This window comes from Streptomyces sp. V4I23 (assembly GCF_030817975.1).
GTDB lineage: Bacteria > Actinomycetota > Actinomycetes > Streptomycetales > Streptomycetaceae > Streptomyces.
In genome coordinates this window covers 7,948,054-7,963,246 of sequence record NZ_JAUSZW010000004.1, presented here as the reverse complement: position 1 = coordinate 7,963,246, position 15,193 = coordinate 7,948,054, and the positions used below count along the sequence as shown (strand labels likewise).

The 15,193-nt window shown below is 67.1% G+C and carries 13 protein-coding genes and 3 pseudogenes; 9 read left to right on the top strand and 7 right to left on the bottom strand.

Annotated elements, in window-relative coordinates; all coding sequences use genetic code 11:
* Nucleotides 1–98: 98 nt before the first annotated feature.
* Nucleotides 99–366: pseudogene (locus QFZ82_RS38830) on the top strand (IS110 family transposase); the annotation flags it as partial.
* Here QFZ82_RS38830 and QFZ82_RS38825 read toward each other — a convergent pair.
* The 4 genes and pseudogenes from QFZ82_RS38825 to QFZ82_RS38810 form a co-directional block, all read right to left on the bottom strand.
* A pseudogene (locus tag QFZ82_RS38825) lies at nucleotides 314–703 on the bottom strand (transposase); the annotation flags it as partial. The pseudogenes QFZ82_RS38830 and QFZ82_RS38825 sit on opposite strands and share 53 nt — an antisense overlap.
* 137 nt (nucleotides 704–840) lie before the next feature.
* Complete coding sequence (locus QFZ82_RS38820) at nucleotides 841–1,788, bottom strand: biotin-dependent carboxyltransferase family protein (protein WP_307717566.1); 948 nt, start codon at nucleotides 1,786–1,788, stop codon at nucleotides 841–843.
* A 94-nt stretch (nucleotides 1,789–1,882) separates the two neighbouring features.
* On the bottom strand, nucleotides 1,883–2,647 hold the full coding sequence (locus QFZ82_RS38815; RefSeq protein WP_307717565.1) for a LamB/YcsF family protein: 765 nt from the start codon (nucleotides 2,645–2,647) through the stop codon (nucleotides 1,883–1,885).
* Between the two features lie 53 nt (nucleotides 2,648–2,700).
* Nucleotides 2,701–3,495 (bottom strand): putative hydro-lyase, encoded by a 795-nt coding sequence (locus tag QFZ82_RS38810; protein ID WP_307717564.1) that lies wholly within the window; start codon nucleotides 3,493–3,495, stop codon nucleotides 2,701–2,703.
* A 190-nt stretch (nucleotides 3,496–3,685) separates the two neighbouring features.
* Between QFZ82_RS38810 and QFZ82_RS38805 the strand changes: the two genes are divergently transcribed.
* Nucleotides 3,686–4,369, top strand: coding sequence for a GntR family transcriptional regulator (locus QFZ82_RS38805; protein ID WP_307717977.1), 684 nt, complete (start codon nucleotides 3,686–3,688; stop codon nucleotides 4,367–4,369).
* A gap of 58 nt (nucleotides 4,370–4,427) precedes the next feature.
* Here the strand turns inward: QFZ82_RS38805 and QFZ82_RS38800 are convergent, their stop codons facing one another.
* On the bottom strand, nucleotides 4,428–4,709 hold the full coding sequence (locus QFZ82_RS38800) for a hypothetical protein (protein ID WP_307718006.1): 282 nt from the start codon (nucleotides 4,707–4,709) through the stop codon (nucleotides 4,428–4,430).
* A 150-nt stretch (nucleotides 4,710–4,859) separates the two neighbouring features.
* Here QFZ82_RS38800 and QFZ82_RS38795 point away from each other — a divergent pair.
* Nucleotides 4,860–5,190 (top strand): annotated as a pseudogene (locus tag QFZ82_RS38795) (transposase); the annotation flags it as partial.
* A 114-nt stretch (nucleotides 5,191–5,304) separates the two neighbouring features.
* Here the strand turns inward: QFZ82_RS38795 and QFZ82_RS38790 are convergent.
* Together QFZ82_RS38790 and QFZ82_RS38785 are read right to left on the bottom strand one after the other, a co-directional pair.
* A complete protein-coding gene (locus tag QFZ82_RS38790) occupies nucleotides 5,305–6,615 on the bottom strand; it encodes an MFS transporter (RefSeq protein ID WP_373429389.1) in 1,311 nt (436 codons plus the stop codon).
* 128 nt (nucleotides 6,616–6,743) lie between these two features.
* Nucleotides 6,744–7,253 (bottom strand): ATP-binding protein, encoded by a 510-nt coding sequence (locus tag QFZ82_RS38785; RefSeq protein ID WP_307717562.1) that lies wholly within the window; start codon nucleotides 7,251–7,253, stop codon nucleotides 6,744–6,746.
* A 375-nt stretch (nucleotides 7,254–7,628) separates the two neighbouring features.
* Here QFZ82_RS38785 and QFZ82_RS38780 point away from each other — a divergent pair, with 375 nt between their 5' ends.
* From QFZ82_RS38780 to QFZ82_RS38755, 6 genes are all read left to right on the top strand, one after another.
* On the top strand, nucleotides 7,629–9,398 hold the full coding sequence (locus tag QFZ82_RS38780; protein WP_307717561.1) for a biotin carboxylase N-terminal domain-containing protein: 1,770 nt from the start codon (nucleotides 7,629–7,631) through the stop codon (nucleotides 9,396–9,398).
* Nucleotides 9,399–9,600: 202 nt separating this feature from the next.
* Nucleotides 9,601–11,103 carry an acyl-CoA carboxylase subunit beta gene (locus tag QFZ82_RS38775; protein WP_307717976.1) on the top strand — a complete coding sequence of 501 codons (1,503 nt, stop codon included), beginning with the start codon at nucleotides 9,601–9,603 and terminating at the stop codon, nucleotides 11,101–11,103.
* Nucleotides 11,104–11,163: 60 nt separating this feature from the next.
* Nucleotides 11,164–11,406 (top strand): acyl-CoA carboxylase subunit epsilon, encoded by a 243-nt coding sequence (locus tag QFZ82_RS38770; RefSeq protein ID WP_307717560.1) that lies wholly within the window; start codon nucleotides 11,164–11,166, stop codon nucleotides 11,404–11,406.
* Between the two features lie 232 nt (nucleotides 11,407–11,638).
* Nucleotides 11,639–12,913, top strand: a complete 1,275-nt coding sequence (locus QFZ82_RS38765; protein WP_307717559.1) for an MFS transporter — start codon at nucleotides 11,639–11,641, stop codon at nucleotides 12,911–12,913.
* A 519-nt stretch (nucleotides 12,914–13,432) separates the two neighbouring features.
* Nucleotides 13,433–14,230, top strand: a complete 798-nt coding sequence (locus QFZ82_RS38760; RefSeq protein ID WP_307717558.1) for a putative hydro-lyase — start codon at nucleotides 13,433–13,435, stop codon at nucleotides 14,228–14,230.
* A 74-nt stretch (nucleotides 14,231–14,304) separates the two neighbouring features.
* Complete coding sequence (locus QFZ82_RS38755; RefSeq protein ID WP_307717975.1) at nucleotides 14,305–15,186, top strand: EamA family transporter; 882 nt, start codon at nucleotides 14,305–14,307, stop codon at nucleotides 15,184–15,186.
* Nucleotides 15,187–15,193: the final 7 nt, after the last annotated feature.

Below are 15,193 nucleotides of genomic sequence, written 5' to 3'. Positions count from 1 at the left end.
CCGACCGCCGCCGCCGGAAGACCCAGGGCAAGGTCGAGCCCATGCCCTACAAGCGATGCTTACCGGTGACACTGCGAGAGGCGACCCCGGCAGGCGGCATCTACAACAACCGGCTCATCAACGCTGGATTGGGCTTTCGCCGCCCTCCAAGCCTCACCGGAAGCCGACGCCCACTACCGACGTCGGCGCGAACACGGAGACTGGCACAACCCTGCTCAACGCAACCTGCTCAACCGCTTACTCGGCCAGCTCCACCATTGCCTTCCGACACGGCAGGGCAACGACGAACAACACGCCTTCGCCCCACTACTCACGGCCTCCACCGGGCAGGCGTCTCGACCTCTTGGCTCCCTGAGATGTCTTTGAGAGCCCGGACGTGCGACCCTTCCACGGAGCAGTCGTCCAGGTCCAGCAGGCCGGCGCGGGGAAGCTCGGTAAGCAGAGCCGCGTGCAGACGCGGCCACACGCCGGCCTCGGTCCAATCCCGCAGTCGGCGCCAGGCCGTCACACCGGAGCAGCCCACGGTCTCCGCGGGGACATCACGCCATGCGACACCGGTCCGCAGCACGTACATCACACCGGCGAGTGGCACTCGGTCGGGAACACGCAGCCGCCCGGGGTGGCGACGGCGCCGCTCGGGAGTGGGCGGCAGCAGCGGGGCCACCCGCACCCACAGGCCGTCAGGAACAAGATCAGCACGCACCCCGGACACTCTGCCGACCAAGATCGTCGAGCACAAGACCGCAGCTCAACTCATTCTGAAACGATCAGTAAGTCAAGGGTTGCCGATGTTTGCCACACTGCAGGTCGACCGGATAAAGGCCGTTGCCATTCTCGCCGCTAGACCTGTTCAAGGGTCGTGACGGAGTCGCAGTTGGCATGCCGGGCGGAGCGCTGTCCCGCAGGTCGCTTGGTGCTCGGGCGGCGGTGGATCGGGCTGAATCTGACGGGCAGGCCAGGGACTGCCTGGGCGGCCGCGGCAAGGCTGGGCTCGGGAACAACGCCGATCACGGGGTAGCCGCCGGTAGTGGGGCTGTCGGCGAGGAAGATCACCGGTCGGCCGTCGGGTGGTACTTGGATCGCGCCCACAACCATGCCCTCGCTGGCCATTTCGCGGTGAACGGCGCGTTCGAGGGCAGGGCCGTCCGTTCGCAGGGCGATGCGATTGCTGTTCGATGAGACCTGGTAACGGCCACGTGCCAGCGTGTTGATCGCGGAGAGGGTGAACCAGTCGTGCCGCGGGCCGAGCAGTACGGGCAGGACGAGTTCTTGCGGGGGTGCCTGCCACGGGAGCGTGTCAGAGTGCACTGGTGGGCCGGCGGTGTCGCCCACCGGCAGGGTCACGCCGTCTACCAGGGGGGTCGGCCCGAGACCTGAGAGCAGGTCGGTGGAGCGGCTGCCGAGGACGGCAGGAACGGTGATACCTCCGCTGACCGCCACGTAGCTGCGCAGACCGCTGGTTGCCGGACCGATGTCGAGCACAGCGCCGGGCGGCAGGAACACGGGGCTGGACCAGGCAACAGGGCGGCCGTCGAGCCTGACCGGTGCGGGTGCACCCGTCACGGCGACAATCGCCGGCCGCGTGATGCGCACTGCCACGCCGTTCAGTGTGGTCTCGAGTGTCGCAGCGTCGGGCAGGTTGCCCACCAGACGATTGGCCAGGCGGTGTGCGGGCTGATCGAGCGCACCCGAGCGCGGTACGCCGAGGTCGGCGTAGCCGAATCTACCCAAGTCCTGAACCGTGGTGAGCGCACCGGCTCGTACGACCTCCATCTTGCCGTCACTCATGCTCTGTGCCCTTCGGCGTTCGTGGCCCCACGGGAGGTGCCCGCGTGCCGGAAGGTTGGGGGATGAACGGAATCGGTCCCTACCGGCTTCAGTCTCATGCGAAGGCCTCCACCCTGACGCCGGCCGCCTGCAGCGCGGAACGGACCTGCTTGGCCAGTTCGACGGCTCCGGGGGTGTCGCCGTGAAGGCACAGGGACCGTGCCCGTACGTTCACGGGGCTGCCGTCGAGCGATGTGACCCGGCCGTTCCGGGCAATTTCGACGGCTCTGCGGGCGACATGCCGGGGGTGGGTGATGACGGCTCCTTCGGTGCTGCGTGGAACGAGGGTGCCCTCGGCCGTGTAGGCGCGGTCGACGAAGGCTTCGTCGACTACCGGCAGGCCGACGCGGCGTGCCTCGTCGTGCAGTACCGAGTTCGGCAGACCCAGAACGGGCAGTTCCGAGCTGGCGAGCCGGACCCCCGCGACGACTGCGGCGGCCTGCTCCTGGTCGGTGACGACCCGGTTGTAGAGGGCGCCGTGCGGTTTGACGTATGCGACGTTCACGCCTGCTGCCCGGGCGAACACCTGGAGAGCACCGATCTGGTAGGCGACCTCGTCGGCGAGTACCTGCGCGGGAACGTCCATGGCCCGGCGGCCGAAGCCGGCCAGGTCGCGGTAGGAGACGTGCGCACCGATCCGTACCCCGCGCGCCGCTGCTGTCTCGCATACGCGGCGCATCGTGCTCGCGTCGCCTGCGTGGAAGCCGCAGGCGACGTTGGCACTGGTCACCACCGAGAGCATGGCCGTGTCATGGGTGAGAGTCCACCGGCCAAAGCCCTCACCGAGGTCGGCGTTGAGGTCGATCACGAGGTCCGTCATTGTTGGCTTATCCTCCCGGAGGAGTCCGCACGGGACGATCTCCCACTGTGCCGTCATGCGATGCGGTAGTCGGTGTCTCGGGCGTCGGTGATGAACATGTAGCCGGGGGCGTGGGTGATGGCGAACGGTGGCCGTGATGCCATGACGGCGGCCTGGGGCGTGACACCGCAGGCCCAGAACACCGGAACGTCACCCGGTTCGGCATCCACCGGGTCGCCGAAGTCGGGTCGGGACAGGTCTTCGATGCCCAGATCGGCCGGGTCGCCGGTGTGAACGGGGCCTCCGTGAACGGCAGGCATGAGCGCGCTGAGGTGGGTGGCGGTGTCGACCAGGTCCGCAGGGATCTGCCGCATCGAGACCACCATGGGCCCCTCGACACGTCCGGCCGGTCTGCACTCGCGTGCGGTCCGGTACATGGCAACGTTGCGCCCCTGGTCGACATGGCGCAACGGCACGCCTGCCTGGGCCAGGGCTGTTTCGAAGGAGAAGCTGCAGCCGATGAGGAACGAGACGAGGTCGTCCCGCCAGACGTCCATGACGTCCGTGGGTTCGCCGGTCAGCTCGCCGTTTTCCCAGATGCGGTAGCGGGGGATGTCGGTGCGCAGGTCCGCACCCTGCGCCAGGATCGTCGTCCAGGATCCGGCGTCGGTCACGTCGAGGACGGGGCACGGCTTGGGGTTCCGCTGGCAGAAGAGCAGGACATCGTAGGCCCAGTCGGCCGGTACGGCGATCAGGTTGGCCTGGGTGTAGCCAGCGCACCAGCCAGTGGTGGGCGCGACGGCCCCGTTGCGGAACCTGCTCCGTGCTTCCGTTGGGGCTAGGGCTCCAGACACGGAAGTGCTTGACATCGATGATCCTCCCGTTATGCAAGGTAGCTCATTTTCTACCACCATACTATAGAATCGTTGAACGATCCGACAGTGGCTCTGTTGTTTTGTTTGCTGATCTCCGGTTGACTGGAACCGAGCCGAGCCGAAAGACGGTCACAGACACTGTCGGACGTGGGAGAAGGAGAAGGTCAGCAGAATGACAGCCGATATGGACCCGTCTGTGCTTGCGGGAGACCGAGCGCTTCTGGGACGCTCCAGCACGGCAGAGCGAGTGGCTGACATCCTGCGGTCCCGTATCGCCGAGGGCTACCTGCCACCGGGCAGCAAGCTGTCGGAGGAGATCATCGGCACCGCCCTTGGCGTGTCGCGCAACACTCTCCGGGAGGCTTTCCGCCTGCTCACCCACGAGAGACTGCTGGTCCACGAACTCAACCGAGGCGTGTTCGTCCGTGTCCTCACCGTGCAGGACGTGAACGACATCTACCAGGTGCGCAGGCTCATCGAGTGCGCGGCCGTCCGTGGCCTGGGGGTCCCACCCTATGACCTGTCCGCGGCCGAGGCCGCGGTCGCCGAGGGAGACAGGGCGGCGGCTGACGGTTCCTGGCTGCAGCTGGGGACGGCGAACATCCATTTCCATTACGCCGTCGTGGCGTTGGCCGGAAGCCGGCGCGTGAACGAGGTGATGCGCGCAGTGCTGGCCGAGCTGAGGCTCGTCTTTCACGCGATGGACAATCCGCGCGGTTTCCACGAGCCGTACCTGGAGCGCAACCGGGAAATCCTTGCCTCGCTCCAGGAAGGGGACAAGGTACGGGCGGAGCTGCTGCTGACCTCCTACCTCAGTGACGCGGAGAAGCAGTTGATCCAACGCTACAGCGAGCTGCTGCCCGCCTGACCGGCCGCAGGCCTCGCCTGCCGGGGTGGATCCCGGCTCAGGCGATTCCCCGGGGGGCTTATTCTGCGTTTCCGACATGATCTCGGACTGCGCCACGTCCGGGAGAGTAGACAAGGCGGTAGTGGCTGTCTTGTACCTGTTCGGCGACGACGCGGGCCCCGATGTTCTGATGGTCGTCGTCGAACTTCACGCCGTCCCACGGCATGATCGTGCCCCGCCCCGGAATGTCCGTGTTGATCAGTGCCGAGCGAATGACGGCCCCGGTCGCCGAGCCGCCACTGTCGATGCCTTGGGCGAGCGTCATGACGGCGGCGAACGCGCGGGCGGCGTCGTCGTTCACGGGCGGGGAATACCTTTCCCGATACAAGTCGGCGACCGCCTTGGCCATCGGATTGCGTTCTGCCAAGTCGGCGGATCAGGGCATCCAGCTCGCGGGCCCGCAGGATGGTCAGGCAGGCATGGGCGGCCATGGCGAGGGAGATTTTGGAGGCAGGACTGGCCGGGGGACGCACTTGGCCGGCGCCGGTGCGGGCTGACCACGAAGATCCACCTGACCTGTGACAGGCAGAGCCGGCCGCTGGCTTCGCCGTCACCGCGGACAACGTCAACGACTGCACTCGATTCGAGCAGGTCATGGCCCGTATCCGTGTCGAGCGGCGCTGGCCCGGTCACCCCGGGCCCCGACCCGAGCGGATCGTCACGGACAAGGGCTACTCATCCACGAGGTCCGCGCCTACCTGCGACGGCGCTGCATCAAGGCGACGATCCCCGAGCAGATCGACCAGATCAACGGCCGCATCCGCCGCGGCCAGAGCCGCTGCTGGCGCCCCTTGTGCGCGTCTCCGGGAACCCGGGACGGTCGAGGCATGACAGTGGTGGCTGGCTGGGTGCTGCCGACCCCACTGGGCGCCAGGTCAAGTTGCTGAGCTGTTGGTTCAGGTGAGTTCGCTGCCACGCGTCTCGGGGAGGCCGATCAGCGCCACGAGGGCGAGTGCGTAGCCGATGGCACCGTAGATCAGGGCTCCGCCGACGCCGGCGGAGGAGAAGCCGACGGCAGTGGGGAAGACCGCCCCGAGCGCGCGCCCGACGTTGTAGGTGAAGCTCTGGCCTGTGCCGCGAACTGCGTGGGGGTAGAGCTCGGCGAGGTAGGAGCCGAATCCGGAGAAGATGGCGGAGGCACAGAAGCCCAGGGGGAATCCGAGGTACAGCAGCAGGCTGTTCGAGCCTGCGGGGATGTTGACGTAGGTCATGAGCAGGCCTGCGCTGAGCAACGCGAAGAGCGCGAAGGACTTCTTGCGTCCGAGGCGGTCGATGAGGTGGCCGGCGGTGATGTAACCGCAGAAGGCGCCGGTGATCAGGACGAACAGGTAGCCGCCGGTGCCGACGACCGTCAGTCCGCGCTCGGTCTTGAGATAGGCGGGCAGCCAGGTGGCGAAGGTGTAGTAGCCGCCCATCACGCCGGTGGACAGCAGCGTCGCGAACAGCGTCCTGCGGGCCAGACCGCCCCGGAAGACGGACAACAGGAGCGGCCGCGCCGACTTGTGCGCCAGGTGTTCGGTCGCCTTCGGGGCGTCCTCGACGTTGCGGCGCACATACACAAGGAGCAGTGCCGGCGCCGCGCCGGTCCAGAACAGCACCCGCCACACGATGTTGGAGTCGAGGCTGCCGGTCAGGACCGTGCCGACGATGACCGCCAGCGCCCAGCCCACCGCCCAGGAGCTCTGCACCCAGGCCAGGACCCGGCCACGGTAGCGCGGCTTTGCGTACTCGGCGACCAGGATCGCTCCGGCTGCCCATTCGCCGCCGAAGCCGATGCCCTGCAGGGTGCGGAAGCACAGCAGCATCGGATAGCTGGTGGCGAAGCCGCACAGCACCGTGAACAGCGCATAAGTGCCCACGGTGACCATCAGAGTCTTCACACGGCCGATCCGGTCGATCAGCACTCCCGCTATCACCCCGCCGACCGCTGATGCCAGCAGGGTGACCGTGGTGAGCAGGCCGGTCTGCGCCGTGGTGAGGCCGAAGTAGGCAGTGATGGCCACCACCGCCATCGGCAGGACGAGGAAGTCGTAGGAGTCGAGGGCGTAGCCGCCGAACGCGCCTTTGAAGGCCCTGCGACCCTTCGGAGACATCGACCGGTACCAAGCGAACGAACCGGTCACCTCGACCTCCGCGGTCGCGGGACTGCTGGTGGGAGTGGTTGTCACGGTGACCTCATGGGAGTGGAAGGGCGGGCATCGAGACATTGGCTGCCGTCGACCGCTGGTCACTCCGGTCCTTCGCTGCAGGGAACCACGCGCTACGGGCTGCTCGGCTCGACGATGGAGAAGTCAGATTTCGCGGAACGATCCTTCAACGGAATGGCAACTCTTTTCTACGGGCAGGCACTGCCGTGGTCCTCGTCGCCGTTCGACAGCAGGGCCCAGACCACGTGACCGTGAGGCAGCCGGCACACTCCCCAGTCGGAGGAGAGCGTCTCGACCAGCAGGAGGCCTCGCCCGCTGCAGGAGAGATCGGCCTCGTCGCCGACGGGCTCGTCGACGTCACTTCGGCCCGCGTCACCCCAACTCCGAGTGCCGCTGTCGCCGACTTCCAGCCGGACCTCATCAAGGACCTCGCCAGGAATGCGGCGCACGGTGTGCCAGACGGGACCCGACCTCGAACCGTGCCGCACCGCGTTGGTGACCAGCTCGGACACGATCAGCTCGGCGTCATCGACCAGGCGAGGCAGGCCCCAGGCGTTCAGCTGCTCCGCCACTTGCCGACGGGCGGCCGGGACCGACGCATCCGCCGGCGGCAGGAGCCAGGTCGCACTCCCCTGGGAACCCACGACGCCGGCGTGCGAGTCGGGCCGCGCAGCGGAGGCGGTGACGAAGGGAGGCATGACGCACCTCGAGGAAGGAATGCGGCCTGGACATGACCGAACCTGGACCGCAGATGGTCCGCCGGAAGCGATTCGCGGCAGATGGGTGGCGGCTGGCGCCTCTGACATCGACGGGACCGCTGAACTGGCTCGCGGTCCGATCTCCGCCCACCTCGGCGTAGGATTGTTCTACAATGCTTTTTCAGGATTATCAGTCGATTCGCCTATTGTCAACCCCCAAAACTACCCACCTCGAGCGGTTGGAACTGCGAGGGGCATTCGGAATCCACCGGGGACTGCGTTGAGGAATCGTTCAACAATCCCTAAGCTGGCCGGACAGCACGGCTGGTGCTCTGCACCCCACCCGCCGTGCTTCGCGCCAAGGAGGGAGCCATCGTGCGCAAGGTGCTCATCGCCAACCGTGGCGAAATCGCTGTCCGCGTTGCCCGTGCCTGCCGGGACGCCGGGATCGGATCCGTAGCCGTCTACGCCGATCCGGACCGGGACGCTCTGCACGTCCGCGCAGCCGACGAAGCGTTCGCCCTGGGCGGTGACACCCCGGCCGCCAGCTATCTGGACATGGCCAAGGTGCTTCAGGCCGCGGCCGATTCGGGAGCCGATGCCGTCCACCCCGGCTACGGCTTCCTGTCCGAGAACGCGGAGTTCGCCCAGGCCGTCATCGACGCGGGCCTGACCTGGATCGGCCCGCCGCCGCAGGCCATCCGCGACCTCGGCGACAAGGTCGCGGCCCGGCACATCGCCCAGCGCGCCGGCGCCCCGCTCGTCGCGGGCACGCCCGACCCGGTCTCCGGGGCGGACGAGGTCGTCGCGTTCGCGCAGGAGCACGGTCTGCCGATCGCCATCAAGGCCGCGTTCGGCGGCGGCGGCCGCGGGCTCAAGGTCGCCCGCACGCTCGAAGAGGTCCCCGAGCTCTACGACTCCGCCGTCCGCGAGGCCGTCGCCGCCTTCGGCCGCGGCGAGTGCTTCGTCGAGCGCTACCTCGACAAGCCCCGTCACGTCGAGACCCAGTGCCTGGCCGACCAGCACGGCAACGTCGTGGTCGTCTCCACCCGTGACTGCTCGCTCCAGCGCCGCCACCAGAAGCTGGTCGAGGAGGCCCCGGCCCCCTTCCTGACGGACGAGCAGAACGCCGAGCTGTACCGCGCGTCGAAGGCCATCCTCAAGGAGGCCGGCTACGTCGGCGCCGGCACCGTCGAGTTCCTGGTCGGCGTCGACGGCACGATCTCCTTCCTGGAGGTCAACACCCGTCTGCAGGTCGAGCACCCGGTCACCGAAGAGGTCACCGGCATCGACCTGGTGCGCGAGATGTTCCGTATCGCCGACGGCGAGGAACTCGGCTACGACGACCCGGCCGTGCGCGGCCACTCCTTCGAGTTCCGCATCAACGGCGAGGACCCGGGCCGGGGCTTCCTGCCCGCGCCCGGCACCGTCACCACCTTCCGCCCGCCGACCGGCCCCGGCGTCCGCCTCGACGCGGGTGTCGAGTCCGGCTCGGTCATCGGCCCGGCGTGGGACTCCCTGCTCGCCAAGCTGATCATCACCGGCGCCAGCCGTGAGCAGGCGCTGCAGCGCGCGGCGCGTGCGCTCGCGGAGTTCGAGGTGGAGGGCATGGCGACCGCCATTCCGTTCCACCGCACGGTGGTCAAGGACCCGGGCTTCGCCCCGGAGTTGACCGGCAGCCAGGATCCGTTCAAGGTCCACACCCGCTGGATCGAGACCGAGTTCGTCAACGAGATCAAGCCGTTCGCCGTTCCCGCGGAGGCCGAGGAGGACGAGGCCGGCCGCGAGACGATCGTGGTCGAGGTCGGCGGCAAGCGCCTGGAGGTCTCGCTGCCCTCCTCGCTGGGCATGACGCTGGCGCGCACCGGCCTCGCGGCCGGCGCGAAGCCGAAGCGCCGCGCGGCGAAGAAGTCCACGTCCGCTGCCTCCGGTGACACCCTCCCCTCCCCAATGCAGGGCACGATCGTCAAGGTCGCGGTCGAGGAGGGCCAGGAGGTCACGGAGGGCGACCTCATCGTCGTCCTCGAGGCGATGAAGATGGAGCAGCCGCTGAACGCGCACCGCTCCGGCACCGTCAAGGGCCTGACTGCGGAGGTCGGCGCCTCGCTGACCTCGGGCGCCACGATCTGCGAGATCAGGGACTGATCAGACGTGAAGGCCGCGCCCTCATGCGCGCGACCTGAGGGCTCTCGCGTAGCAGTCGAGCAGCCATGCCGCGCACGTGCCGCTGAACAGCCGGGGCCGGAGTGGCCCGTCCCTCTTGTCACCACTATTCGCCAGAGAAGGAGAGGCGCCCATGGACGCCGAGGACACCAACCACCGTGCCGCCGCAGTGCGAAGGGACATCATGCAGCACTGGAGCGGCGCGTTCTTGACGCATCGTAGAGGTGTGGCCGCCCACGAGCGGGTGCGCCAGCTGGTCGATCAAGGATCGTTTCTCGAGCTGGACAAGGCCGCAGAGCACCGGCGGGACGGCGCACAGTGGTCCGGCGCCCAGGCGTGCGGAAGCAGTGTGGTTGCCGGATACGGCACAGTCGACGGACGGCCGGTGGGCGTCTATTGCGTGGGGGACACGGCTTTCGGTGGTGCTCTGGACGATGCGCTGGCCCTGAAGATCGTCAAGGTGATGGATTTCGCCCTCAAGACAGGCTGTCCTGTCATCGGAATCCACGACGCCGGTCCGGGTGACGGCATGAGCGCCTTGGGGGTCTACAGCGATATCTTCCGCCGCCACGTGCACTCCTCCGGTGTGATCCCTCAGATCTCGCTCGTCATGGGCTCGTGCATCGGCACCGCGGTGTATTCACCGGCTCTGACCGACTTCACGGTGATGACCGAGCGGACCTCGTACATGTGCACCGCCCCTCCGGCTGCCATCGCGGCGGCCACCGGCGACGACATCGGCTACGAGGAATTGTGCGGAGCCCGCAGCCACACGTCCGCATCCGGTGTGGCCCACTACATGGCGGGCGACGAAGAGGACGCCATCGATTACGTCAGGTCGCTGCTGTCCTACCTGCCGTCGAACAACTGCGACGAACCGCCCGCTTACCCGTACGACATCAACCCGGACACCGACGCCGAGGACCTCGAGCTGGACAGTGTCGTTCCCCACTCCCCCAACCAACCCTACGACATGCGTCAGATCCTCGAGCGCGTGCTCGATGACGAGGAATTCCTCGAGACCCAGCCCCTGTTCGCGCCAAACATCATGACCGGCTTCGGCCGGGTGGAGGGCCGCGCGGTCGGTGTGGTCGCCAACCAACCGATGCAGATCGGCGGCTGCCTGGACATCGATGCCGCCGAAAAGGCCGCCCGGTTCGTGCGGACCTGCGACGCGTTCAACCTCCCAGTGCTGACGTTCGTGGACGCCCCGGGATTCCTCCCTGCCGCTCACCAGGAGCACAACGGCCTCATCCGGCGTGGAGCAAAGCTCATATACGCCTACGGCGAGGCCAGCGTCCCGCTCATCACCGTCATCACCCGTAAGGCATACGGCGGAGCCTACGAGGTGATGGGCCCCAAGCAACTGGGCGCCGATCTGAACCTGGCCTGGTCAACAGCACAGATCTCCGCGGCAGGGGCCCACACCGCCGTGGACCGGCTGTTCCCACAGGAGCACGCCGACTCCGACGCCGTCGCCGTCGCCCTGCAGGAGGACGAGCATGCCAAGCTGACCGCCGAATACACACAGGCGATGCTCAACCCTTACATCAGCGCCGAGCGAGGCGATGTCGACGCAGTCATCAAGCCCTCGCAGACACGGCAGTACGTCGTCCGCGGGCTGCGGGCGCTACGCACCAAACGGGAAGCCCTGCCGGCAAGAAAGCACGGCAACATCCCGCTCTAGCCCTGCTCACCAGGTGGCCGACCAGCGCGTCCATCCTTCAGGTATCCCAGGAGTACACCCATGAATTCCATCAAAGTGCTGCGCGGCAAACCCAGTCCCGAAGAGCTCGCCGCGGTCATCGCAGTGCTTCAAGCACAGGCGAGCCACGCGGCCGCCCACACGGTTCCGGCTCGCTCCCCGCAGTCGGCTTGGGCCGATCCCGCATCCGCTATCGCCGTGCGTCACCTCGCTCTCCATCGCCTGTCCGCTCTCCCCCACATCGCCTACAGCGCAACCGGCAGGGGAAGCCCGTCCCAGGCATGAGCCGAAAGCACGGCCGGGTCCCAGGCCTCGCCGCGGCTCGAGCGGCAGGGCCACCCGGCAGAAGGTCAACAGCGACGACGGGCGTGCAACGACGCACGCTTCCGCCGTCCCAGCCGCGGCTGCCGACCCGGGGCATGCGGAAAGCCGGGGTCTGTAAGAGGCTGGAACCCAGGGACGAACCGGTGCCGCCAACAGGGGGACCACAAGGCACCCACCCCGGCATGAGGTCGTGATGACTAGCAGCGGCAACAGCCCTCCCCCCGTCGAAAAGACAAGAGCCGGCGCCTTCGGCTGGTACCGGTCGTTCAGCCAGCAGGGGCGCCGCGCCTTCAAGGGAGCCTTCGGCGGATACGCTCTCGACTCCTACGACTTCCAAGTGCTGCCGCTGAGCATGGTGGCGCTCGCCGCCTACTTCGGTCTCAGCCACGCCGAAACCGGGCTGCTGACCACGGTCACTTTGGTGATGTCAGCGGTCGGGGGGATCCTGGCCGGTGCGCTGATCGACCGGATCGGCCGCGTGAGGACACTGATCATCACCGTAAGCACGTACGCCCTATTCACCACGCTGTGCGGCTTCGCTGCCAATTACCCCATGCTGTTGACGTTCCGGGCACTGCAGGGCTTGGGCTTCGGAGGGGAGTGGGCAGCCGGCGCCATCCTCGTGGCCGAGTATGCCCAGGCCCGCTACCGCGGCCGGGTGGTGGCGTTCATCCAGAGCTCGTGGGCCGTGGGCTGGGGGCTGGCCGTCATCGTTGCCACCGTCGTGATGGGCGGGCTCTCCCCCTCGATCAGCTGGCGAGTGATGTTCTGGACCGGCGCGCTGCCCGCACTCCTGCTGGTGTACATACGCCGCCACGTCCAGGACGCACCAGGGGTGAGTGAGCGACTGGCACGCAAGGAAGATCGCGTTCCGCTTTCCTCGGTCTTCCGCGGGAGCTTGGCCCGCAAAACGCTCTTCGCAACGTTGCTGGCCACGGGCGCTCAGGGCGGCTACTACACGATCGCCACGTGGCTGCCCACGTATCTCAAGGCCGAGCGCGGACTGACCGTCGTGGGCACCGGCGGATACCTCTTCACGCTGATCACCGGTGCTTTCCTCGGATATCTCACCGCCGGCCACGTGACCGACCGTCTCGGCAGGAAGAAGACGTTCGCATTGTTCGCGCTGCTCAGCGCGTGCCTCCTGCTGACGTACATCAACATTCCGCACGGTGCCAACACCCTGCTGCTGCTTCTCGGCTTCCCCCTCGGCTTCTGCGCCTCGGCCATCTTTGCCGGCTTCGGCGCTTTCCTCGCCGAGCTCTACCCGGCAGCCGTCCGCGGCACCGGCCAAAGCTTCTCCTACAACGTAGGCCGCGCAGTGGGCGCCTTCTTCCCCACCGCAGTAGGGTTCACCGCAGGCCGCTCCGGCGTCGGCGAAGCCCTGATCTACGGCGTCATCGCCTACGCGATTGCGCTGGTAGCCCTCCTGGGGCTTCCGGAAACCCGCGGCATGGAGCTCAGCTAGCCACCATGCTCACGGAACGCTCCGACATCGGCGAAGCCCGGCGCCCCATCACCGTCGCGTAAGGCCTGCGCACGCTGATGCCTGGGATCAGGTGCCGCATCGACAGCAGGGGCATCACGCATGGGTTCAGATGATCAGCGACGAATGCAGGAGCAGTCGGATCGCGAAAGGACATCAGACCGAGCATGGGAGCGGGGTGCGCTCCAGCACCGTCACGGTTTCAGGCAACCGCGGGCCGGCGCTCGCAGGGCAATGATGACCTCTGTTTCGAACCAGTGAATGCGGTCACGGCACCCCACCTCGTGGCACTGGGGGAGCAATGCCTGGGCCGTGACCGCCCCTCAAAAATGATAGCAATCGTTCAACGATCCTTCAACGACTCGAACGTCGCACATGATACGCAAGCCCACCCTCCACCTGCTGCCGACGCAAGCTGCCGCAACCCTTGAAGTATTGTTGAACAATCCCGTAACGTGCCGTTATCGCGTTCGCCCTCAACCTCAGACAAGAGGTGGCAACATGCCGCAGACGACACCGGATTCGGCTTCATGGACCCCGGAGCAGGCCAGAGCAGCCTTCCGAACCGGGCTGCAGATGCCCACGTCGGGATTGGCCCCTGGCAGAACTCAGGTCAACATGCTTTCCGTGCCACAGGAGTGGGCGTACGACACGCTGCTGTTTGCGCAGCGCAACCCCACGCCGTGTCCCGTCCTGGAGGTCACCGGTCCCGGCAGCTGGCGCTCCGTCCTGGCTCCCGGGGCCGATCTGCGCACGGACCTGCCCGGCTATCACGTGTGGAAGGACGGAGAGGTCACGGACACGCTCACGGACGCTACTGAGATGTGGCGTGAGGACCTGGTCACGTTCTTCATCGGGTGCAGCTTCAGCTTCGAGACGCTGCTGCGTGACGCGGGTGTCCCGCTGCGCCATGTCGAGCAGGGCAAGGCAGTCCCCATGTATGTCACGGACCGGCCGTGCGTTCCGACAGAACGGCTGCACGGCCCCATGGTCGTCTCCATGCGTCCCGTCCCGGCTTCACTGGTCCCCAAGGCCGTTCAGGTCAGCGGCCTCATGCCGGCTGTCCATGGAGCGCCCGTTCACATAGGGGCACCTGAAGCTCTCGGCATCCGCGACCTCGATCAACCCGAATTCGGCGAGGCCGTCACGATGCACGACGATGACGTGCCCGTCTTCTGGGCATGCGGGGTGACCACACAGGCTGCACTGATGGACGCCAAGCCTCCGTTCGCCATCACCCATATACCCGGCTACATGTTCATCACAGATGCCCGTGACATCGACTACAAGATCGCTTAGCTGACGGCGGGCGGGCCGTGACACAAGAACACATTCCTCAAGCGAAGCTCTCGTCGGCCAGCCGGGGCAACGGCATGACGTTCCGGCATATGGCTCTAGCCACCGCGGTGGCAGCCACCTGGGGTGTGACCTTCGTCTTCATCAGCGTTGGCCTCGACAACTTTCCACCGCTGCTCTTCTGCTCGGCACGATTCGCGGCGGCTGCCCTGCCTGGAGTCTTCTTCGTAGGAGCACCAAGAGTTGCTTGGCGCTGGGTGTTCGCGGTCGGAATCGTTCTCGGGGTGGTCACGTTCGGCCTGCTCTTCGTCGGAATGCACCTTGGCATGCCCGCCGGGCTCTCCTCCCTGGTGGTGCAGAGCCAAGGAGTGTTCACCATCGCCATTGCGGCTGTTCTGTTGCACGAACGTCCCGGCCGGCTGGTCGTGGCCGGGATGGCAGTGGCCCTGCTCGGCATCGGATTGGCCGCTGCCGATCAAGGGGGAGGAGGACCCATCGGAGCCTTCGCGCTGGTTGTCTTCGCAGCCGTCGCCTGGGGGCTGTCCAATGTGCTCACCCGCAAAGCGTCCCCACCCGACCTGCTGCGCTGGACCGTCTGGATCAGCGCCATCCCACCCGTGCCTCTGCTCGCCCTCTCCCTGCTCATCGAGGGGCCGGAAGCAGACCTGGCGGCGCTGCGCTCCCTCAACCTCGCTGGGCTCAGCGCGATCGCCTTCGTGGGCTGGGTAGCAACCCTCTTCGCTTTCGGCGCGTGGGGCCATCTGCTGCGGACCTACGACACCACCGCAGTTGCACCGTACTCGCTACTTGTACCTGTTTTCGGCATGTCCTCGGCCTGGCTGTTGCTCGGGGAGGAGATGAGCCTGATGGCGACCTGCGCGGCAGCGCTCGTGATCACCGGAGTCGGACTCACCGCACTGAAACCACGCCGCCCCTCCAACACGGCTCCCGCCAAGTAAAACCTCC